This is a genomic window from Nordella sp. HKS 07 (assembly GCF_011046735.1).
Lineage (GTDB): Bacteria > Pseudomonadota > Alphaproteobacteria > Rhizobiales > Aestuariivirgaceae > Taklimakanibacter.
Genome location: NZ_CP049258.1, coordinates 3,864,487 through 3,887,081 on the forward strand (window position 1 = coordinate 3,864,487; position 22,595 = coordinate 3,887,081).

The following is a 22,595-nucleotide window of genomic DNA, read 5'->3' on the forward strand; positions in this document are numbered from 1 at the left end:
TCAAGCACCCCTCTCAAAAGTCGTCGGACGAGTGTCTTCGAGGTCAAGCGTCGACTCGGACGCGGATACGACGCGTGATCGGCGCCCACGCGCCTTGCCTGAGCCAGGCCTCCCTTCGTGCAGGCCTTGCTCGACCTCTTCCTGGTAACGCTGACGGTTCAGCTCGGCCAAGCGACCCAGAACTTCTCGGCGGGCTGTCCCCGAGATCGTGAACCGGACTCGATCATTCTCGAGTAGGTACGAAACCTCGTGAAAGCCGTGGCCTAGATCAAGATCGTCCCATCCGTAAGAGTCGGCGAGACTTCGGTCGATTTGCCGTTGAATCCCGCGCAATTCGATTATTGCATCATCTGCAGAATCCGGACGATGGAAGTGATTGTAGAACCCAGTTAAGCCGCAACTGTTCATGGTCATGAAGTCCAAGCGGCTTTTCTCCAACTGCTCCCCGAGGCTGAGTAGCCTCGTAGGAATCTCCGTCGGAAATGGGAAAGTCTCGAATGCGTTTCCCGGCGAATATTTTAGCCGCGTTTCCAAGCGGGAGCAGTATTGCCGTGCCCATATTTCATGAATGCTAGATTGCAGAACGCAAAAAAGATTGATATCGGAAAAAATATCAAGATTGGCTGAAAATACAAACTGGTTCGGCACAAGCGCAAATGCGAGGTGCTTTGTAACCTCACTGCACACCAGGACTCTGTCTGGCGTTGGCCGATCCCGGTTCCAGTCATCTGGATGTTTCTCGAAAAGATGACCGCGTCCGATGGCGTGGTAAAGCTCGGGTCTGGCGCGCAGTGGCAACCACCATTTTTCTCGAGCGACCCGATCATTTTTGACGAGTCGCTCCTCCTTTACATGATCCTCCAACCAAACATACGGCAATGGATATTTGCGTGCCCGATCCTCAGGCCAGTCCCAGAAATTGATCACCCATCTGCTGGGACGCTGCTCCGAGTCTGAATTAAGATCTTCACCGTTCAGATAAGGAAAAATTACATCAGCATTGCGCGGGTCGGCATCTAACATTCGCTGTGCATCATCTGGCGTAAGTACAAAGCCCATACCGAGAACTATAGAGCCCTGGAACGCGATTCCTTCGTTGGCCTTCAATTTCTTAGGGCTCCATTCCTCCCGATCTGAGAGAAATGGTGAGATGTAGCGTGCAGGTCGCCCAAGTAGGCTACGTGCTGCATTCCATATGCCCTTAAGGATATGAACTCGACTGGTGACCACGGCCGCGGCACCTGGCCAAGGTTCGTTCGGATAAGCTGCATGGATGACAGCGCCCGATTTCAGCATGGACTCGAGCCCCACCTGCCTTGTATCGCCCTCCGCGATCGTGTTGACGGCTAAGAAACCGAGATGCCCTCTCTCTCTCATCAAAGTGAATGTACGCAGGAAGAAGTACGCCACTAGATCGGCCGAGCCACGGCGTCCTTGTGCTATTTGATCCACGAGCCAATTCCGGAAGGCAGTGCCCATCGCTCCGGTGATCCTCTGACCGCCCAGGAAAGGCGGATTTCCTACGAAAGCATCAAAGCCTCCGTTCTCGCGCAGAAACACTTCGGGGAATTCCAGTGGCCAGTGGAATGGCTGTCGCGCCACTCCGTCGGACACATCTTTGGCCAAGTCATTTAATGCATCCTGCAGGAGACGGACTTTTGCCGGCGTGTCGCCGCTTGCGGCGGCGTCGGCGAATGCAGCCAACGTCTGGATCCGAGCGGCCCGCTCTCCCGCACGCTCTTCGGCGAGGATGATTCCGACGAACGCATCAGCGACCCGTGTGGGCAGCTCCAACTCCCCGCGTGACTGCGCATTGAGCGCCGCCATCGCCTCGACGTCATGAATATCGCGAATAGGGATCTCCCGCAGACGCGCGCGAAGCCCGAGCGCTTGGTCGACAGCCGAACGGATGGTTCGACCGAACAGGCGTAACTGCGCCTTGCCCTTCGGGTTCATGTCGAGCTCGACGAGCTGGCCCAGATCATGGATGCCGAGAAGGCTGTCGCCGCTCCTTAGATTGTGGTCGAGGAAGCCGAAAGGCCGACCCTTGGACATGGTCGTCAGCCAGAGCGAAAGCTTGGCCAGCTCGACGGCGAGCGGATTGCGATCCACGCCATAGAGGCAGCGTTCCGCGATGAGACGCCGTGCGAGGATCGCACGCTCTTCGGCGTCCTGCGACAAGGGCTCGAAAGCCACGCCATCGCCTTCATCAAGAAGGCGGCCTTCACTGTCGATCCGCTTGCCACTCGCCTCGGTCACGGACCAGGCCTCGACCAGTCGGTCGGAGAGCCAGCGGCACGTCTGCACAAGGAAGGCGCCCGACCCCATCGTGGGATCGCAGAACTTAAGATCCAGCAATTCACAGGCGCTCTTCAGTTCCCACTCATCGGGCGCTTTGCCCTCGGCCGGCCCACGATAGGCCACCGGCGTAAGCGTCTCCTCGACGATCTTCTCGGTCAGACTCTTCGGCGTGTAGTGCGTGCCGCTCTCGCGCCGATCGGCGCCGAGCACGACGACGAAGGCACCCTCGTGGTGGACAAGCGGATAACCCCAAGGGTCCGTCCGCAGGAGGGGTGCGTAGGGCAGGATGCGGTCGCGCAGACCGATGTCTCCGCGGCAGATGGTGAGCAGCCGTCCGGTGAGACGATCGTCGGTCGTCCGCTCAAGGGCGTTGCGAATGGCGGATTCCGAGCGTTCGCTCCGTTCCTTCAACAGTTCGGCGATCCTCGCCGCGCCATCCAGGCGTGCCGAATCCATCTCGCCGAGCGTTACACGGGGGCTCTTGGCCTTCGCGCCGCTGTCGAGTTCGAGAGTCACGTCGTCGACGCGCTTCACCGTGCGTTCGAGGAGACCCTCGTATACATGGCCGATCTGCTCCACGTCGAGCGCGCGATAGGACAGCGTGTGACCTTCGAAGGTCTGGATCGCTTCCAGCAGGAGCAGAACGGTACGGTCGTCGATCGGCAGCGGTTCCGCAGGATCACTGCGCCAGCTCGTCCCCTTCTTGCGCCCTTCGAGGAAGGGGTAGCGATCGGGATCGAACAGGGAGCCGCCGAGCGCCGGGAGGCGCAGCATCGGATGATCGATCCCGCCATAGACGCCGCGAAACAGAGCGAGCAACCGCGACCAGGCAGATCGGCGACGCTCGAGGATTTCTTCGGAATCGGCACGCAACTGCGTCCGCAGGCTGGAGATGGCGTAGAAGGCGTCGTAGCGCGGATCGCCGAGCAGCAACAGGGCGCGTTCTTCGGCTGCCAGCAGGAAGACGAGCCGCATCATCATTGTCAGGCCGGCCTCGTAGAGCTCTCGCGGATCGACGTCGCGCAGGAGATCACGATTGCGGTCCTGGTCGGCGCGATCGAGAGCCTGGACGAGCACTTCGACGGCGCGCCGGACCTGTTCGCCCAGAGCCTCCGTCACGTCGTCCTGGTGTTTCAGAGACCGTTCATAGAGCGCGGGGAGCTTGCCCTCGTCAGGCCCGAAGAAGCGGCGGACGCCCAGAAGACTGACAAAGGCGCGCAGCGTTTCCAGCTCCTGGCCCCATAGACGCGCGTACCAGCTCGCGAAGCCTGCCACGGCGCCGACAGGCGCGTGGACGAGCATCCAGCGCTCGCCATTGGTCAGGATGCCGATGGGGCATCCCGTCGCCCGGAGCAACCACACCATCCGATCTGCTGGTGTGATCGCAAGGCCGTCGAATCGGCGGGTCGCGTCCAGATCAGTGTCGGGATCATAGACGTGGATGAGTAGGAGCGGTTCATCGCCATTCGTTGGATTGACGACCGCGATATCGGGCGCGACCGTGACCCCGTGTTCAGGCATCGAGACCGTCAGGCGCGCAGCCAGAGTCGAGCCCTTGCGCAACACCGTGTCATCCATCTCAAGCGCGGTTAGCAGCACATCGTCGATCCAGGCCGCGTGCAGGGCTGCTAGGTCGACGTCGTCCATGTCTACCGCATCGCGCCATTCCTCATATGTTCGACGCAGCCGCTGGGACCGCCCGGAAGGCAGAACTTCGAGACCTTGGGGAAAAACATCCCTTAGAATGGGCACCGCCAAGAAGGGCCCAGAGACTTCGACGAGGTTCAGCCATTCGTGATCGTTGCTCATTCGCGCTTCTCCGTCGCGACGGACTTCGGCACCAACAGCACGACGGCCACCGGGAAGGTGTGCTCGATAGCGTTGGAGTGCCGTTCCTCGATCGCGCGCAACTCTTGTTCTCGTTCCTTCGGGATCCGGGTCAGGCGCGCTTCGAGGGCCGCCCGGTCGCGCTTGAGCTGCGTGAGCTCATCCTCGGAGAAGGGCAGCATGGGTCGTTCTTCCGCGGCGATCTCTGTCTTCAAGGCTCGTTCGAGGTCGTCCAGAACCTGCCGGATGTCATCGGCCTCCTTGCGCTTTCGGGTTTCGATCGTGTTCACGAGGAAACGCAACCGATCCTTCGAGCGAGCCTCGACGGCGGCCAAAACGGCGTTATGCTGCTTGTCGAACCGGGTCCGCAAGGCGCCGAACGTCGAATCCGACAGGGTTGCGGGTTGCGATTCCTCAAGCCAACGGCGAACCTCCGTAACCCGATCCTCCCGCCGGAAACCGGAATCGCGCAGATAGCCCCCGGCCTCGGTGAGTTCCTCGTGCAGGCGATGATGGTTCCCGCCGGTCACAACGAGCCGCGACATTACCACTACGGCCGGACCCTCAATCCACCCATCCGGAAGTGAGCGAACGGTCACACGGTGCAGTCTCTTGACATCGTCACGAGCCCAGATCTCCGCGCGCAGGAGCCGGAGACTCATCTGGACCAGCCGATGGTTCAGGTGGACGAGGACAACGTCGTCACGTCCTTTGGCGACATCGTGGTCGAAAGTGATGGGGCGGATCCTCTGGGTGTAGGGATGTTCGAGCCCCTCGAGGCATCGAGACCACGACCCTGACAAGACGGGAATTCGAAAGACGGTCCCGTCCGGCGCCCCCGACAGTGAGACCGGTTCTAGATCGGGCTTGTCTGCAAGACGCAGAGCAGTACGCACGGCCCGTTCGATGTGAGCAGGCACGAGGCTCTGTTCCCGCCGGGTCTCGTTCAGCCGTTCGTGGAGTTTGGCTACACGTTCGCGAAGATCACGCTCGGCCTTCATGAAACGGCGCGATTTCTCCATTCGAATTTCGGCTTGTCGCGTGTCGAGATCGCGGCGGCGACCCTCGAGGAGGTCCGGTAGTTGAGGTGCGATGACCGGGTTGACGCTGCCCATGTCGTCACGCATGGCATCCAGTTTGCGAAGCGCACGCAGGATATCCTCTCCATGGCCACCCTTGGCATCCACCGGGTGCCAGATGACAACCTCGCTGGCGCGTTGCCCATGGCGGTCGATGCGGCCGTTCCGCTGTTCCATCACATTCGGGTTGTACGGAATTTCGAGGTGGATCATCAGGTGGCAGTGGTTCTGAAGATCGATGCCCTCGGAAGCCGCATCGGTCGCCAGCAGGATCCTCACCGGGGATTCCGAGGGATTGGCCTGGAACGCGGCCTTCACGGTCTCGCGTTCCTTCGGATCCATGCCCCCATAGATCAGAGCCAGTCGCCCGGCCCCGAAATCTTGGGCCGCGAGGATATCATGCATCCATTGCTGAGTGGCGCGGTACTCGGTGAATAAGATCACCCGCTCGTTCTTCCACCTGTCACCGTCCTTCAGGTGTCGGGCCAACCAATCCAGCACAGCGCTGGCCTTGGCATCTGTTCGACGAGCCGCCTGCTGAGCCCATGACCGTAACCGGTCGAGCATCCGCCGCTCTTCGTCAGTTGGTGGACGAACGTGTTTGCCGGATTCCTCGATCGCTTCAGCCTCGGCGGCGTCCCGCTGTGCGTCGTCTGCATAGTCTTCCTCGGTCTTCGCAATCGCCCGCCGGAGGATACGGTCATCGAATTTCTTCTGGCTGCACCCGCTGGACGCCCGGCCCTCGATTGTCGCGATATGCCGCTCCAGTGTGGTTGTGAACGCCGCAGGGGACGATGAGAGGCGCTTGCGCAGTAATTGGTGCACGAAGTGATCGACGGCCCGCCCGCCACCGGCACCGCTTTCGCGACTCTTGATGTATGCTTCCAGCTGCCGCCGAACGCTCCTCTCGTCTTCGGTATACTCGACCGGCAGCGCTTCAAGTAGCCTCTTGGGGTAGATGCGCTTGCCATTTGCATCGACCAGATCGCTCTTCAGCCTACGGACCATGACCCGGGCGAGTTGGAGGTCGCTTGGGAGCACGTTTCTCGCGAACCGCTGATCATCGAGGAGTTCAAGGAGCGCGGTGAAGGATTCGGTGTAACCATCGTGCGGCGTGGCGGTCAGAAACAGCTTGTGCTGGAAGTGTGGCGCGGCTAGACGGACCAGCCGTGTCCTAAGACTCTCGACGGGATAACGGCCGACGGTCGGAGCGACGTTGTGAGCCTCGTCGATGATCAAAAGATCGAACTTCCTGGGATGACCGACGTGCGGGGGCAATGCGTCCCGCAGAAGACGCAAACCTTCACCCTGCTTGGCCCAGTCCATCGACGTGATGAGACGGGGAAAAGAAGTCCACGGATTGGCGTGCAGTCCCCGCTCTCGGCGCAAATGCTTGATGTATTCAGTGTCGACGATCCGGAATTCGAGCCCGAATTTCTCCTGCATCTCGATACGCCACTTTTCCTGCAATGAGGCTGGGCAAAGCACCAGCACGGTGCGAGCGCGATGGCGAAGGAGCATTTCTTGCACGACGAGGCCGGCTTCAATGGTTTTGCCGAGGCCGACGTCATCGGCGATCAGCAAACTGGCACGGGCCATGTCGATGGCGCGCACCAAGGGATCAAGCTGGAAGTCCTCGATGCTGGCGCCACTGCGGAAGGGTGCCTGCAGGTAGCCGCGGTCGGCATTGGTAGCCGCACCCCAACGAACAGCATCAAGAAATGCTTGCAGGGTCACCGGATCGTCCAAGCCGGTAACTCGGGGCAGCCCGGCCCGCTCAATGACGTGAGCGCCCGGTTCGAGCTCCCACAGAACTTCGATTTCCTCTCCGAGTGCGTCCTCATCGATCGATGCGAGACGGACGAGGTGTCGCTTCGGGAGATTTGGCGCAACGGAACCGCCGTCCACCTCTGAAACGATCCACTGGCGGCGCCGTGCTTCAACCAACTGTCCAGGCTCGGGAGCCGTGTGAAGCGCGACCGGTGTTGCGGGGCCGCTTGCACCTGTAATCATGAAAGGCCTCCGCCATGCTTGCGAGCTTCGACTATCTGGGCAATGCGGTGGGCTGCATCGTCGGCGTTTTCATGAGCCCAGACACGGACAACCCTCCAGCCCAGCGACTGCAGTAGCCGATCGGTTTCGGCGTCTCGCGCGCGGTTGGTCTCGATCTTTTCGCGCCAAAAGTCTGCATTGCTCTTTGGCCAAGAGGCGTGTTCCGGACAGCCATGCCAGAAACAGCCATCGACAAAGATGGCGACACGAGTGCGGGAGAAGACGATGTCGGCCACGCGACGTGGCTTAGTCAGCAGCGGCACGTGCAAGCGATAGCGAAGGCGTTTTGTGTGCAACGCCTTCCGCAAGTCGATTTCGGCCTTTGTGCCCTTCTGCCGGACGCGGGCCATCCGGAGACTTGCTTCATGCGACGAGGGGCTTACGCGCGACATCCGCGATGCCTCCCTTCTTACCCATGGAATTCGTTTTGCCGGGCTTGATGCCGAGGTGCGCCGAAATGCTCTGCCCGATTACCTTGCCGAGGGTGACCGGAACCGCGTTGCCGATCATGCGGCCCAGTGCTTTGAAATGGATGGGATCACCTTCGGGAACAAAGGAATATGAGGGCGGAAATCCTTGGAGAATTGCGCCCTCTCGCAGCGATATGGCGCGGTCCTGCTCTGGGTGCCCAAATCGACCATTTCCGAACCCATAAAATTGGGTTGTCAAAGTTGGGGCGGGCTCATCCCAGACCATTCGACCGTACACACCCGGATACGTGTAACCCGTCTCGCGCCGATGACACTCAGCGACCAGATGTCTCGGCCAATCACGCCAAGTGCCTCCAGGGCGCGACGCACGGATTCGCTTGAAGTTCAGATCGGACAGCATGGAAGCCGAATGCAGAGGATCCTTAGCGTGAGCAGCTCCCTGCCGGATGGACGGCAATTTCCCGATAGCCCCGCGGACGGTCGCCGGCCGCTCATGCGTAGGCCCAATCAGCTCGATCGGGCCGATGAGAGAGGCGAGGAGCACCATACGACGTCGACTTTGGGGTAGTCCGTAAAGTGTGCAATCGACGATGTCTTGGTAGACCCAGTACCCCAATTTCATTAGCGCTTTGACGAAATCGTCGAACACGGAGTGCTGGGTGACCGCCGGAACATTCTCCATCGTTACCAACTCGGGGCGGATAGTCTTGATCAGTCGCGCAAACCGGTACAGGAGGCCCCATCGGGCGCTGCCGACTACATCGTACCGCTGCGCGTATGTCGAAAATGGTTGGCAAGGCGCGCACCCAGCCAGGACGCGAACGTCAGCGCCCCTGAAGAGCTTGTTGATCCGACTCGGGGATACTCGTCCGACGTCTTCTTTTAAGAATAGGGCCGCGTTATTTGTTTCAAAGGGATACCGACACGCTTCGTCGACATCAATACCCGCGACGACCTTAATTCCCTCCAAAATCAGACCATGCGTTAGACCTCCTGCACCACAAAACAAGTCGACGCATGCAACATCACCCATCCGTATTCTCTCCCCCGAATGCTCCTGTTTTCTGCCACGGCGGGCTAGCCTCAATTAGCTTCTTTTGATCGCCAATTGTTACACGAGACAGTGCGACCCTCGCAAATTAGCTGCAAGCCGATGCTCGTCGTAGAGGCACTTATGTCGCATTCATGTCGCATGGAGCTGCCGTTGCTTGCTAAAAATCCTTGAAAATCAATGGTAGCCGTTGAGAGGGACATCGTTCAAAATGACGGAGCAAACATGTTGCCATAGTTCTGCTAATCATTTGATTTTGCGCCGGAAATGAATGGTGCCCAGGGGCGGAATCGAACCACCGACACGCGGATTTTCAGTGCTTATGCCGGACAATCTATCTGATTCTATTTGGTCCTTGCCCATTCTTAGATGATTGATATTGGAGGATATTTCTCTTGTGGGGTGCATTTCCAGTCCTATGGGGTTCTGCGTTTTGGTGTAATTTTCTGAGCATGCCTACACAGAAATTACACGCAAACCGTCCGGTAGCATGCATCGCCGGAGAATCGAGCCCAAATCTGAACGCTAGATAGACTTAGCGGCCTTTGGCGTAGGAAAGTCGCGGAGGCTATCCTTTGCCTCAGAGCGCTAAGCCATAACCGCATGTGACGTATTTCATCTCGAGCCCCTGCGAATGCTGTGTCGCCGCCTTGGTCTCAGCGGTGGCTTAGTTGGGCGTTCCGGGCTCGCGCACACTAGTCTTTGGCTGTGTTCGTCGCATCAGCGTAGCCCTGTCGGCCAGCATGGGAGTGATCCTCGAGAAGATCAGAATATCGCACGATCTCGATGGTCAGAGGCTGTTCGTCGTGACCGGTGAGCGGGGGCGGAAGTACCTTACCGAGGAGTTGCACGAATGCTTTCGGCTGGTCTCTTGCCAGGAAGCGGCAATAACCCACGAGGCCGTCCGTGCCCTCCCCATCGAGCCCGTGCTGAGTGGCTGCCGTCAAGATTGCGTCCTTTAGGAGGACGGTGGTCCTGTTGGGCGAGCCCTTCGGCCGGCCTTTCCCGGCATTACCCCTATTTGGACCTATTTTAGGCATTACGGGCATAGGGCGTGCTCCTTACTGAAGGCACAGTGGAATTGTCGCGGGCCGGGGGCTCAGTAGTCGATATTTGTCTGCTTTAGAGAAGCGGACCCGGACACGGACCGTCCAGCAGACTCCCGACGCCCTGATAATATATTCAGTGGTTAGAGGACTCAAAACGGCTGACTCTTAATCAGCGGGTCCAAGGCTCGAGTCCTTGTGCGCCCACCAAGAAAATCAAAGACTTACACCCCAGAAATCGATCGCGGAATTCGCCAAAAGCAGGTTGGGTAACGTCTCGGGTAATACCAATAGCCCCGCTGTAGGTGACTTTTAGACGTTCGCGAATGTAATACAGAAAGGTCACCGTTGGGCTTGTAGAGCCGGCTCCGGCTATCCTTCGGAGGCAGCCGTAGCTCAGCTGGACAGAGCGCTGCCCTCCGAAGGCAGAGGTCACAGGTTCGAATCCTGTCGGGTGCGCCATCACATCAAGCGCTTAGCCGATTCCTGTGAGGGGTCCGGCCTTGGAGTCACCAAGGAGTCACCACGAATTCTAGCGACGTGGTCAACATCCTACGTTATTGCCGGCGAGCGCGCAGGCACCATCTTGTGAACCTCCGTAAGCCATGGCTTCGCCTTTGCAAGATCGCCCGCCTTAATGGCGTTCGGCTTCGCGACCTGCGGCACAGTTTCGCCAGCGTCGGCGCCGGCGGTGGCGTCTCGCTGCCGATCATCGGCCCACTGCTTGGGCACACCAAGAGGTCGACGACCGAGCGCTACAGTTATCTTTCGGCCGATCCAGTGCGGGCAGCTAACGGACTGAGGCATCCCTCGGGTGCCGAATAGCCGGCGATGGTCGCGCTGGTTACCCACGGCGTGGACGGGATTCCGATAGGCATCCACCGAACTTTTCTTCGGCTCGATGGCAGTGGAAAGGCCGCGGTCAAGCCAGCCAAGATGATGCTGGGACCGTGTCGCGGCGGCGTTGTCCGTCTTGCAGAACTTGGAGAAGTCCTGATGGTTGGCGAAGGCATCGAGACATGCCTTGCGGCTATGCAGGCAAGCGGTCACACGGCATGGGCCGCTCTCTCGACCTCGGGTCTTCGCACTCTCGACCTGCCGCGCGAGGTTCGTGACGTTATCGTGATCGTCGATGGCGACGATCCCGGCGAAGCGGCGGCGCGGGAATGCGCCTGGCGCTGGAAGCGGGAAGGGCGGCGTGTGCGCATCGCCCGAGCTGGTTCGCCGCACGCATGGCAACGAGGAGGCCGCGTGATGAATACGTTCGATGCGGGCAGAGATGCAGTCCGCGGGGCCATTGTTGGCGCCGAGGAAGTTACCGACCCGCTGGACGGCCTCGTCGACAGGATTACTGCCGATCCCGGTGCCGCCTTCGTGCCAGAGGTGGTCGAACGCCTCGCGACACTCAAGCGGGACGATCGCGCCGCTTTCGAAGCGCTTCGAACGCAACTCAAGAAAGCCGGATGTCGTGTTACAGTCCTCGATGACGCGATCGCCAAGGAAAGCGGCGAAGCGGGTGGGCGCCGGCCGACGCAAGCGGATATCCTTATTGAGCTTGCGCGGAGCGCCGAGTTCTTCCACGCGCCAGATGGGACGGGGTTTGCTGACATCGAGGTCAACGGCCACCGGGAGACCTGGCCAATCCGCGCCAGGGGCTTTCGGCGATGGCTTTTTCGTCGCTTTTTCGAGGCTACCGGTGGTGGGCCGAGCTCCGAAGCATTGCAATCGGCCCTCAACGTGATCGAGGCCAATGCACATTACGATGCGCCAGAGCGTATCGTACATGTTCGCATTGGTGGGCAAGACGGACGGCCTTATCTCGACCTCTGCAACGATACATGGCAGGCGTTGGAAATCAATCCGGACGGCTGGCGGATAGTTGACAATCCGCCGGTGCGTTTTCGTCGCGCTGCCGGGATGCAGGCGCTGCCGTCGCCTGTTCCGGGCGGATCGGTTGATGCGCTGCGATCGTTCCTGAATGTGCGATCCGATGCCGATTTCGTGCTGGTGATCGCTTGGGCGCTTGCCTGCTTGCGCGACCGCGGTCCCTATCCGGTGATGGTACTGTCCGGCGAGCAGGGCTCGGCCAAATCTACCTTCTCGGCATGACTGCGAGCATTGATTGATCCTAACATCGCACCTTTGCGTGCTTTGCCGCGCGACGATCGCGACTTGTTCATCGCCGCAGGTAATGGTCATATACTCGCTTTCGACAACGTTTCGGGTCTTCCAGCATGGCTTTCCGACACGTTCTGCCGTCTGGCCACCGGCGGCGGTTTCGCAGTCCGGCAGCTTTATACAGACCAGGAAGAGGTGCTGTTCGACGCCACCCGGCCGGTGATCCTAAATGGCATTGAGGACTTCGTGACGCGGCCCGACCTTGCGGACCGTTCCCTACTCCTGCCGTTGGAACAGATATCTGAGGAACGCCGCCGACCTGAACAGGAGTTATGGGTAGCATTCGAGGCCGAGTGCCCGCGCATTATCGGTGCGCTTCTCGACGCGGTAGTTAAGGGTCTAGCGATGCTGCCGCACACCCGGCTCGAACGGTTGCCGCGCATGGCCGACTTGGCGCTCTGGGCGACGGCCTGCGAAACGGCGCGATGGGCAGCCGGCACATTCTGGTCGGCATATTGCGGCAATCGCGATGCGGCGGTGGAGGGCGTGATCGAGGCGGATCCGATCGCCGCCGCTCTGCGAGCGATGATGGTGGCACAAACGGAGTGGACCGGCACCGCGTCGGAGCTTTTGGAAGCTCTTGACCAGAAGGCGGGTGCGCGAGTCGCCAACTCGAAGGCCTGGCCTAGCAGCCCGCAGGCGCTGGCAGGCCGCGTGCGCCGAGCGGCGGCCTTCCTGCGCAAGATCGGCATCGAGATTAGCTTAGGGCGTGATGGCCGGGCGCGGACCCGTGTCATCCGCATCAGCATGACGGAGCCTCCCTCGCCAGAAACTGGAGGAGCGCAACCGTCCGCATCGTCCGTATCGTCCGCGCTTCCACCGAACGACAATCCTTCGCAGGTTCAGAACCACAATCCGTGCAGACCGTTGCGGACGAAGCAGGGGGTAAAAACGACTTACCGTCCGCACTAACGCATTGATATTCAATCGCATCGCTCCATTTGAGCGACCGCACCTCGCTAGACCGCATACCGGTGGCGAGCAGAAGCCGCAGCGCTGCCTATGCGAGTAGTTGGCGCGGCTTCTCGCTCATGAGGCTGACGAGCGCCGCACTCGAGACGGGCCAACTCGTCAGCCTTGATAAAATTAGCTGCGCTATCTGATGACTCCGCGTTCCGGCCTGTTGCCCCACCCGCCCAAAAAAGGCATACAGCTTACCGAGGTCCCAATCCACACTGGGTGAAACTTCAACGGCAGGTCATTTCGGAGCCGCGCAGATGCTATTACATTGGCGGCGTTAACGCATAGTATTGGACATTACCCATAGAAGTTTGCTGTTTTGGTGCGGTCTTACATTGGCGGAGCGACATCAATGGCTGCCCAGCCGAGCCTCTCCCTCAGACACGCTGACTTTTGGATTGCCAGACTCTGCCTTAGTGTCGTTGTAATATTACAATTCGCTGTCCGCGAGGATTTTCAACTAGAACCAGGTGACTACCGTGTTTCGTTTCTAAAGTGGGTTCCACGGATGGTAGCAATATTACTGGCTCTGTTATTCTTCGCTACTGGATGGAATCAATTTCGAGCGAATCGCGCGACGAGCGACGAAAATCGATATCTCATAGCCCGCTGGCATAGATTCATCCGGTATTCATCGCTTTTGCTGACTATTGCTGTTGTTCTTATCAATTTTGTTGCCCTCTTAGCCCTCATTCTTGATCTGGCTGACACTAGAGAAAGTATGTGCAGTCTTTTATTTCACGGTTTTGAAATTTGGTTGATCAACATTGTTGGATTTGCACTACTATATTGGGAACTTGATCGCGGCGGTCCAACTGCTAGCCCCTTCAAACATCGAGAGAGATACGACTTTCTGTTTCCTCAGATGCTCTCAGACAATCCAAACAAGCCAAGTTCATTTACCCCCGGCTTTATTGACTATCTATTCCTTGCGTTTACGACAGCTACCGCTTTCTCCCCAACCGACACGCTCCCTCTATCCAATCGTGCTAAGTTGTTAATAATGCTCGAATCGAGCATTGCCCTGGTGGCGATCGCGCTCGTCATTGCACGCGCAGTCAATGTAGGCCAAGGAGATTGCCCGCCTAGCGTTGCATTTCTACGCGAATTCCTGACATGTCACTAATCGGCTGGCCGCCCGACGGTTCGAGTCACCTCAGTTGCGGTGATCCACTCCGCTCTTTGTCCGGCGTGGAGCGGGCGTCTATTCGTCGATTCATCCTGCATCTATGACTCCTCTCCATGCCATAATTCACGGTGTTGTGCCTGACTGTCGGAGTACCCGTGAGCGTACAAAGTATCGTAGTAGTCTAGCGCGAGGTGATGTGTCTGCACCCAAATGCCAGGCACATGAAAGGCGTCGACATGTGCAGGAAACCGTCCATAGGTCTCATAAATGTAAGTGCAGATCTCTTTCGTGCACGCGACGACGTCAGGATCGTAATGCGGCACCTCATCGATGAAGGTTTGTGCGAGGCCCGGCTTGAATGAGGGCGCGAAAGCTTCGGGGGTGCTGTAGAGGCCTCCTGGGCCGTATTTCTCTGCCAACACTGCATCGACGGCGCTCGCCATATCGGAATAATTTGGCGGGCAGAACGCTTTTAAATGGTCACCAAGGGCGATTGGATTGGGACTCCAGGCAGGCAGGGGTGTGACGGGCCGGAGAAAAACACGCCAGTCCAGTTTCGGCTTGGAAAAATCGAAGCCGAGGCCTGGCCCGTAACGCGCACGATAGCTTGGGTCGCCCAGCAGGAATGGTCCCGGAAAGCCAGCATGAACCCACCCGCCGAGCCCCATAGCCTGGATTGTCAGCAGCAGATTTTGCACCAGTAGGTCGGCTTCCACATGGATGCGAAATGTCCCGAGATAGCCAAGTGGAAGCTTCAAGTTGGGATTAAGAAAGCCGTTTTTGATCCAGCGTTTGCAGCCGGCCCAGCGATAAAAGTTCCAATCATCAATAAAGGCTGGCCGCTGCCCGTCAGCCTGCGAGAGAAGATACATCATGCCATTGATGTACTGCCGGCTGAGATCGACGATGGGCATGAAGATGGTGGTGCCCGGAAGATTCGACACCATTCGATTTCGTCCGACGTAGCAGGGAAAGCGCCGGGGAAATTCCAGGCGCCGGCCAAGAATGCGCCGCTTGGCTTGCTGCGCGGCACGCACAAGATCATCGGCCGCCGGCACCGTTCCAGGCGGCAAGGTAAAATCGGGCTTGCGGAGCAGGTACGTTCCACTGTCATCGATCATGATAAAGACAGTCGCCTGTGCGTTGTCGGGACTGCTGGCGGCGCGGCCTATGGCATTTACCATCGGCGAACCGAGCAGCTGGCTACCCGCTTCGGTTCGATCGGGCATGTCCGGCATCGTGATGCCGGTTATTCCAGTCGCGGCAATCAAAATTGACTGCTCGAGTTCCGTCAGCGGATGAGGTTTGTCGTTCGAGTGCCAAGTCAGGCTGCCGGCCGAAACCTCGCCAATGCCCTGACTGATCCGGCGCGAGCGCCGCTTGAATATCGCATCGACCAGTGGATATCGCAGGTACCGCTCGAAACCCGAATTTGGCGTCGCGGCGCTCATTGCGAGCTTGCCGTGAGACGCCATGCCGCCTTGGCGTTGCTGGCCTTTGTTGCCCAAGCCAGTTTGCCTTCGTGGAAGGACGGGAGAATCAGCAAGTTCCAGCGGCGTAGATCAATGCGGCGTACGGCATCGGTTTCCGTTCCGCCGGAGGCCCGCACGTCCTTCGCCTGCTTCAGCAGATCCTCGATGAAGTCCGCGGCGCGTAATAGATCGTTCGCACGCGCGAGCTGGCCGTGCCCAGGCATGAAGATGGCATCTGGCCACTGCGCCACGAGCCAGCGCAGCTTATCGACATTCCCCATGAGATCGACACCCTCGCGGCCCTCGTCAAAAAACATATAGTAGCCGTTGAATATCAGATCACCCGTTGCGATCACGTTGAATTTCGGCACACGCACGATGAGATCGCCATGCGTGTGGCCCGGCCCCAGGTGGAGTAACTCTACTTGTTGACCGCCGACCTGGATGGTCGTGCCGGCCGGCGAGACCAGACGATCGGGCAACACCTCCGCGTGGCGACTCCACCATGCGCCGTCGCGGGCCCTCATGAAATCCGGCGCTTTGTCGAAGGCGAAGCGTTCGGCATTAGGGAACAGCACGTTCCCGTGCGAATGGTCGTAGTGATAGTGCGTGTTGACGGTCATCGTGACCGGCAATAGCGTGCTCTTCCGCAGCCAGCGCATCAGCGCGTGCGAAGCCGGTGGGAATTTTGTGTCGACAAGAAGCACGTCGTCGCCATCTTCCACGACCAAGGTATTACCGCCGCCATTGAGGGCGACGTGGATGCCGGGCGCAACTCGCTGGCAATCAAGCCGCACGTAGAGGTCGTAGAAAGCGTATGCAAGTCGCCCCGCAAGGAGAGCAATGGCGACGATGAGCGTCGCAATGTTCAATGACGCCAAACCATAGATCCAGGCGGCCCAGACGATGATCGAGAACAGGAATCCAAAGTAATTGCGGCGCGGCAGCGTATCGCCATCGATCCGATCGCCGGCGAGATGACGAATCTCAAGTTGCCGCGCGCCGCTGAGCGAGCGGTCCTTCACGAAAGTGAAGTGCGAAAGCCAGAATTTCCGCAGCACACGAAATCCCCAGCCATAGGCCTGTTCGCAGGAGCTGAAGCGGCTGCGCCCGTCGGGCAATGGTTCTACCGAATAAGTATGCCGCGCATAGAAGCCGGGCAGAGCTGTAACCTCCCAGGTCACCTTACGTCCCGGCTCCAGCTCGACAACCTTTGCGATCGCCGGAAACTTGTAGCCGTACCATGGCCGGATTGGCTCGAAACACCAGACGAGTTGGCGTCCGAGCTCCAGGCGTCGATTGGCACACCAGAAGAAGCATGTGTTCCAACGCGGCCACAGTCGAGGCTGATCGAAGGCCTGCCATAGCTGATCGGCGGAAACGGCGAGCTCTATCGAACCGTGCACCGGCTGCATGTCTTTCGATCGTTCAAGTGTGTCCTTGTTGCCTCGCATCCGTCATTCCCGTGCCGTCTGGTTGAGATGAGACACGACCGCCGGATAGACATCGCGGGCGGCGTTCTTGCCAAAGATGCTGTCGAGATGCCCTGTTTCTGCAATGACGTGGCGCTCGTATAGATGGCGGCCGTTGGTGCCAGCGAGCAGTTCCATAGTTTTGATGGTGCCGGGGGGCGCGAAGCAGTGGTTCAGCGTACCATGGAAGAACAGTGTCGGTATGGCGAAGTTGCGCAGGTTGGCGTCGCACAAATAGTCGTCGGTGCCGTCGGCCCGAATAACATGGCCCGCCCGCGCGATGGCTGAAAGGTGGCGAAACGCCGTGACGTTCGCAGTGCCGAACATTTCCGGCATTGCCTCGAGAGTACCTTCGTTGAGCTGTTGGAGCTGATAGAGCTGCCCATAGAGGGCTGTAATACGCCGGCTGGTCAGATTGTGGCTTCGGTCGTCGGATCGGAACGGATAACCGAAGCCTATGATCACGTCGACAATGCGTTCGAAAAGAGGACGATCGACACTCGAGCGCGCGTCCACCAGCTTGATTCCGATGAGGTGAAGCAGATCGGGTGCGTGCAGGTATGCCAGAATCCGCTGTGGCAACCATGGAACCACCGCATGTGTAGAAATTTGTGAGATCGCGGCCGCCCGGACATATTTCAAACCCGTCAACATGGCCATGCTGAAGGTCATTGCCCCGTAGCAGTGAGTGAGCATTTGCACGGTGTTGCTTCCGGACCTGTTGCGCACATAGTCGACAGCTGGCTGATAGTCGTATTTGGCGACGACATCAGCATTCCATTGCTCGTGTGAATATTGTAAATCGGTGCTCGCCCGGTAGTCCAGGAGCCAGCAATCGTAGCCAGCGGCGTAGACGAATTCGAGCATATTGGTGTCGATCGTGTCGATCGAGAAGATCAAGCTCGATACGCCAAGGCCGTGAACGAAGATAACCGGTCCCTTGCGGCCCCCCTTATAGCGCGTCAGGCGCAGCTTCTTGCCATCGGCGGTATCGAAGAAATGCACTTCCGGAGCGCTGACGCGCAACGGCCGCTTGATCCGTGTCGTGTGCGGGTCGAAGGCGACGGGGCGGGCGATCGGACCACCGAAACTATCGAATATCCGCCCAGCGAAGAAACGGCCGAAGTCTGCGGCCATTTTGAGGCGCGCAGACAGGTTTGGAGCGTCGGTCACCACCATCGTGCGCAACTGGTTGATAAAATCATGCGCGGCAATATTCAAAATTCCTTCGTAGAGCACTGGCCCGGATTCATCGGCGCCTTGATGGATGGTCACGGCGAGCGTCGTCGTGTCTCGCCAAAGATCGAAGCCGCGGTCGTCATGGATGCTCTTGATGCCGCGCATGAAGTAACGGCCGCCGTCGCGCGCCGTCAGCGGCATCGCATAGTTCATCTGCTTGGTCTCGACGCGGCCGGGATCGACGATGAACAGGTTGAAGCGACCGCCCGAAACGGTGAGGGGATCGGGCGAGAGCGCGTGGGCCTCGAAGGTCCCAATCAACTCGGCTTCATGGTCGCGTTCGTTGATAAAACGGTTAGCATCCTGTGCATGCACGGTGCAAATGAATGAGGCATCGGACTTGGGGCCACCATTCGCAGGTTGAATGGTTCCGCTCATCCGCTCTGTGAACTGAATGCCGGTGGTTCTAACCGCAGCCGCATCTGCTGCGGGCTGCCGGGGTGTGAGATCGATATTGCGCTTCTCCCGCTGCGCCAGGCGGATCATCGCGCGTTCCGAAATCGCGGAGATGGTGAGGAGCGGGTTGACCCCGAGCGAACGGGGTATCATTGAGCCGTCGCAAACATAGAGGCCGGGATGGATGGCGGTTCCGCTGTTGCCGGCATAGACACGGCAATCGCCATCGAGCACGCCAAGGGAGGCTTCCTTGCCCATTGGGCAGCCGCCGAGGGGATGTACGGTAACGAGCCGATGTTGCATCAGCTTGCTCCATATTGGGTTGGGAACATAGGTGCCGCCGGTCGCCTGCACGGCGGTGCGGATCTTCTCAGCAATGCGGCCGTACGTTGCGGAGCTCCCTATCGCCGGCCAATCGACCACGAGGCGGTCCTGAGCCAGCCGCATCTCGCCATTCGATCCATCATGCGCCATCGCGAGGAAGGTCTGGGTTTGGTTGACCGCTCCGCGATAGGGGCCGAAGGTGAGGCTTTCCACTTCCCGGCTGATTTCCGATAGACGGTCACCCTCGTCGGTGTCGCGGCCGAGAGCCACCGAGGCGATCGCCATGACATCTGGAAGAAACGATCCGAGGCCTCCCGGTATGACGCCTTCCTCGATGACTATGCCGTCGTCCAGCTCCGGCGTGGCGCGTAAATCGATTAGGCCGGCAATGGTCGGGCCGACCGGGCGCTTGTTCGATTTTGCCGGATCATAGTCAGCCGCTTCGACGCCAATGCCGATCCCGTCGATTGGCATGTCGTTGTTATAACCGAAAGCGAGCACGTCGCCATTGCCGGTGAAGCCCGTGCCGATCCTGCTTGACACGGAAAGTCCGCGGTCACGCGAGCGGAGCAAAATTTCTGTCGAGCCGAGCGTGCCGGCGGCGAGCACGACGATACGCGCCGACACAGTACTCTCATCATCCGCGAATAGTTGGCGGCCGAAGCCCAAAGGAACATAGGCGATGCGCCAGCCGCCGGCAGCGCGTCCGACCGCACGGACGCGAACGCCGCAGAAGACCTCCGCGCCGCCAGCGGCTGCATCAGCAACGTAATTCATCAGCGTCGTGTTCTTCGCTCCGACGTTACAGCCCGAACAGCAGTCTCCACATAAGGTGCACGCCCGCTGATGCACGCCGGCGCTGTTAACTCGTTCCTCGAACGTCACATTTATGGGCGGGCGCTCATAGGTGACGCCCAGTGCCGTGGCAGCCCTTTCAAGCGCCTTTAGTTTGTTAAGTTGAGTCATGTTGAGCGGGTAGGGCTCAGGCGACAGCATTGTTCTCGCGCGGCGGTAGCCTTCCTCGAGATCAGCGTCCACGATACCTGAAGGCCATTTAGGATCCTCGAAAACGCGTTTGTCGACTTCGATTGCCACGTTGGCGTTGATCAGCGAGGTTCCACCCAACCCGCAGCCGACCAGCACGTTCATGTCCGGGTTGACATGGAGGTCGAAAATTGCCGTCGGCCTGCCGTAACGCCCGATCTGGGAGCCACTGATCTGAATTTGCGCAAGCGCCTTCGTCGGCGTGTCGGGATATTCGCCCGGCAAGTGTTCGAGGCCGCGTTCAAGGATCGCCACGCGATAGCCCATGCGGGTGAGTCGGCTAGCGGAGACGCCACCGCCATAGCCCGAGCCTACAACGACGACGTCGTAAGCAGGCTTCATCTGAGACAACTGCCGAGACAAACGTCGCATAACTATACTCCCGCGCCTTGCGACGCTGCATTTAGTTGATCTCGATAGGGCCTTCGATCAGATGCGGTTTGAGTGGTGGGTTGCGCAGTGTCCCACTCCGTGGTTCGCGCGGCACCTGTTTCAGACCAATGGGATAGATCATAAGCCTGCCGGCAGGTCCGAAGCGCAGGCGAAGGAAACACTTATAGTCTTGGATCCGGAGCGCCGCGAACGCCTCGTCCCAATGTCTGCCAAAGAGAGTGAGCGAGAGCAGGAAATAGATGCCAAGGGTTGTTGCTGATAGCACACCGGCGGCGAGTCCGGTCGCGATGATGAAGCAGCCGGCTGGGATGGCCGAAAACCATCGCGCAAGAATACATGTCGCGATCATCACAAGGATTGCGTGGATCGCGCCGTGCAGCGCGCCGACGACCAAACGCCAATATGAGGGAAAGTCTGCCAAATAGAAGTAGCCGGCGATGGAAAGTAGAAGCAGTAGGGTCGGCCATGGGGAGATCAGCCCGAGTGCCATGTAGTTCTGCGCCGTGACGGCAAATGACGGCAGCGGCTGTGGCACCAGTGACGCCTGCAACGACGTACCGAGATAGGCGGCCTGGGCATTGAGAAGCCAAATGAAGAAGGCATAGAAACCTGCGACAGTCGCGGTGTATTGCCAGTTCAAGGCCGCGAAGAAAAAATTTCGGAGCGTCAGCGTCTTGGACACCGCTTGGTCGGGGAACGTTGCAGGCTTTTTGTTGACCTGGTCACGCGCAAGGCTGAATTTCCGCGTGTAGGTCTGGCCAGCGACGCCTGGCACGCCAGGGTGCGGGTATGGCCAGGCGAATATTCTATCCGTCAGTTGATGCGTCGGGTGCAGAAAGGCTCCACCGCCACCGGCGGTAATATAGTTGCAATCGCCCTCAACGAAGCGGCAGTAGTGATGACTATCGCCGGTTAGGATGAGACACAAGCGGTGCCCCTTTCCGGCAAGACCGGCGAGGGACTCGAGATAGGAGAAATTCCTGAATTTTGGCTCAGGATCTTGCGGGTCCACATAAGCCCAGCTTGGCTGACCTGTGCATAGGATGAGCCGGGAGCCCGGCTTCATCCATTCTCTCGCGATATGAGAAAAGTAGTCAATCTGCGGCTGGTCGATGTAGCCGCTCAATTGAACATCCGCACCCCAGAGCCACCATTCGTGCGGCAGCTCGATGGCAAAATAGCTGCGAACCTGCTGGGTCGCTCGTCCACCGACATTTCGACCTGGCCGCGCACTCGCCCAGTTGTCAGAGTTCCGGCGGCGACAGAATAGACCAAGAAAGGCAAGCAGACCATCGTACCAATCGTGATTGCCTGGCACGGCATAAACATGGGGCGGATGAGCCGGGTCGATTTTCCCTGCCGCGGCTTCTCTGAACGGAGCTTCGAGGCGTTCCTGGTAACTGTCACGCGATGCTGTCGGATAGATCTGGTCGCCGCCCATCACAAGGATGCGTCCGCGTAACAGCGGCTCATTTACGCCCCCAACCGTCAACTGAGGATCGGCAAGCAGCCGCGCCATGGCGTAGGTCGAATTCCAGCCGTCGCCAGTATCGGCTATGAAGTCGAGCCAGAAATCGTCATTGGCGCTTTCCTGGCTGTAATCGTGCGCGTGATCGATGGCATCGGGGTCAATCGGTCGCGATGCTGCCACGGACTCTCGCCGATCGGCAAATTCACCAAAGACCGTCGAAATGGCGACGCGGATAGCGATAGCAATGAGTCGCGGTGGATCGTACCACCCCACCATTCTAGGCCGAGGCACGCGATGTTCCCATTACAACAGAACACGGTAATTCAGTGTAACCGCTGTCTGCCCAAACGTAAATTGTGAATATCTCATAACGTGCTCATCAGATCATTGGACGAACAATCTTAATTTGATTTTTTCGCCGATATCATATATTTCCTATGACATGAATGAGTCTAATCATCCCGATGAGCTCACGCCCAAACACATACGGGCGGCTCGCGCCCTTCTAGCGTGGTCGCAGCAGGATCTGGCGAAAGCAGCGCGTGTTGGAACGTCCACTGTCGCCGACTTCGAGCGCGGCTCGCGTACGCCCGTCACCAACAACGCCCAGGCCATCCGCGCGGCACTGGAGGGCGCGGGTATCAACTTCCTACCGACAGGCGCTGTGCTCGGCCCACTCGTAGCGCCCATTAACGGCGCGGACATTACAAGCACTTCGGTTCGCTGGGTC

General features: G+C 59.0%; 11 protein-coding genes, 1 tRNA gene and 1 pseudogene. 5 read left to right on the forward strand and 8 right to left on the reverse strand.

All coding sequences use genetic code 11. From position 1 onward, the window contains the following. The 4 genes from G5V57_RS18185 to G5V57_RS18200 are packed head-to-tail and all read right to left on the reverse strand — an operon-like array spanning nt 1 to nt 8,723. Complete coding sequence (locus G5V57_RS18185) at nt 1–4,110, reverse strand: Eco57I restriction-modification methylase domain-containing protein (protein WP_206530068.1); 4,110 nt, start codon at nt 4,108–4,110, stop codon at nt 1–3. Beyond that, a complete protein-coding gene (gene drmD, locus G5V57_RS18190) occupies nt 4,107–7,220 on the reverse strand; it encodes a DISARM system SNF2-like helicase DrmD (RefSeq protein WP_165168989.1) in 3,114 nt (1,037 codons plus the stop codon). The genes G5V57_RS18185 and drmD overlap by 4 nt, the downstream gene beginning before the upstream one ends. Next, nucleotides 7,217–7,651, reverse strand: coding sequence for a very short patch repair endonuclease (locus G5V57_RS18195; protein ID WP_206530069.1), 435 nt, complete (start codon nt 7,649–7,651; stop codon nt 7,217–7,219). The genes drmD and G5V57_RS18195 overlap by 4 nt, the downstream gene beginning before the upstream one ends. Beyond that, on the reverse strand, nt 7,623–8,723 hold the full coding sequence (locus G5V57_RS18200) for a DNA cytosine methyltransferase (RefSeq protein WP_165168991.1): 1,101 nt from the start codon (nt 8,721–8,723) through the stop codon (nt 7,623–7,625). Before G5V57_RS18200 ends, G5V57_RS18195 begins: the two co-directional genes overlap by 29 nt. Before the next feature lie 1,449 nt (nt 8,724–10,172). Between G5V57_RS18200 and G5V57_RS18205 the strand changes: the two genes are divergently transcribed. The 4 genes from G5V57_RS18205 to G5V57_RS18220 all read left to right on the forward strand — a co-directional run bounded on the left by G5V57_RS18205 (nt 10,173) and on the right by G5V57_RS18220 (nt 14,051). After that, nucleotides 10,173–10,249 (forward strand) — tRNA-Arg (locus G5V57_RS18205). Nucleotides 10,250–10,618: 369 nt separating this feature from the next. Beyond that, nucleotides 10,619–11,896 (forward strand): toprim domain-containing protein, encoded by a 1,278-nt coding sequence (locus G5V57_RS34440; RefSeq protein WP_246737282.1) that lies wholly within the window; start codon nt 10,619–10,621, stop codon nt 11,894–11,896. Nucleotides 11,897–11,905: 9 nt separating this feature from the next. Next, nucleotides 11,906–12,877 carry a hypothetical protein gene (locus tag G5V57_RS34445; RefSeq protein WP_246737283.1) on the forward strand — a complete coding sequence of 324 codons (972 nt, stop codon included), beginning with the start codon at nt 11,906–11,908 and terminating at the stop codon, nt 12,875–12,877. Between the two features lie 400 nt (nt 12,878–13,277). Next, nucleotides 13,278–14,051, forward strand: coding sequence for a DUF1345 domain-containing protein (locus G5V57_RS18220; RefSeq protein WP_165168992.1), 774 nt, complete (start codon nt 13,278–13,280; stop codon nt 14,049–14,051). Between the two features lie 101 nt (nt 14,052–14,152). Here G5V57_RS18220 and G5V57_RS18225 read toward each other — a convergent pair whose 3' ends face one another. The 4 genes from G5V57_RS18225 to G5V57_RS18240 form a co-directional block, all read right to left on the reverse strand. Beyond that, a complete protein-coding gene (locus tag G5V57_RS18225) occupies nt 14,153–15,562 on the reverse strand; it encodes a hypothetical protein (protein ID WP_206530070.1) in 1,410 nt (469 codons plus the stop codon). Then, nucleotides 15,502–16,980: an MBL fold metallo-hydrolase gene (locus G5V57_RS18230; RefSeq protein ID WP_165168993.1), complete on the reverse strand. Its 1,479-nt coding sequence runs from the start codon at nt 16,978–16,980 to the stop codon at nt 15,502–15,504. The genes G5V57_RS18225 and G5V57_RS18230 overlap by 61 nt, the downstream gene beginning before the upstream one ends. A 3-nt stretch (nt 16,981–16,983) precedes the next feature. After that, nucleotides 16,984–20,343 (reverse strand): alpha/beta fold hydrolase, encoded by a 3,360-nt coding sequence (locus G5V57_RS18235; protein ID WP_165168994.1) that lies wholly within the window; start codon nt 20,341–20,343, stop codon nt 16,984–16,986. Nucleotides 20,344–20,404: 61 nt separating this feature from the next. After that, a complete protein-coding gene (locus G5V57_RS18240) occupies nt 20,405–22,045 on the reverse strand; it encodes a metallophosphoesterase (protein ID WP_165168995.1) in 1,641 nt (546 codons plus the stop codon). 262 nt (nt 22,046–22,307) lie between these two features. Between G5V57_RS18240 and G5V57_RS34450 the strand changes: the two are divergent. After that, nucleotides 22,308–22,481 (forward strand): annotated as a pseudogene (locus G5V57_RS34450) (multiprotein-bridging factor 1 family protein); the annotation flags it as partial. Nucleotides 22,482–22,595 lie beyond the last annotated feature (114 nt).

Coding starts and splice junctions, on each gene's coding strand:
- G5V57_RS18200 (WP_165168991.1), bottom strand. CDS start 8,723: ATGGGTGATGTTGCATGCGTCGACTTGTTTTGTGGTGCAGGAGGTCTA.
- G5V57_RS18195 (WP_206530069.1), bottom strand. CDS start 7,651: ATGTCGCGCGTAAGCCCCTCGTCGCATGAAGCAAGTCTCCGGATGGCC.
- drmD (WP_165168989.1), bottom strand. CDS start 7,220: ATGATTACAGGTGCAAGCGGCCCCGCAACACCGGTCGCGCTTCACACG.
- G5V57_RS18230 (WP_165168993.1), bottom strand. CDS start 16,980: ATGCGAGGCAACAAGGACACACTTGAACGATCGAAAGACATGCAGCCG.
- G5V57_RS18235 (WP_165168994.1), bottom strand. CDS start 20,343: ATGAAGCCTGCTTACGACGTCGTCGTTGTAGGCTCGGGCTATGGCGGT.
- G5V57_RS34440 (WP_246737282.1), top strand. CDS start 10,619: ATGGTCGCGCTGGTTACCCACGGCGTGGACGGGATTCCGATAGGCATC.
- G5V57_RS18220 (WP_165168992.1), top strand. CDS start 13,278: ATGGCTGCCCAGCCGAGCCTCTCCCTCAGACACGCTGACTTTTGGATT.
- G5V57_RS18185 (WP_206530068.1), bottom strand. CDS start 4,110: ATGAGCAACGATCACGAATGGCTGAACCTCGTCGAAGTCTCTGGGCCC.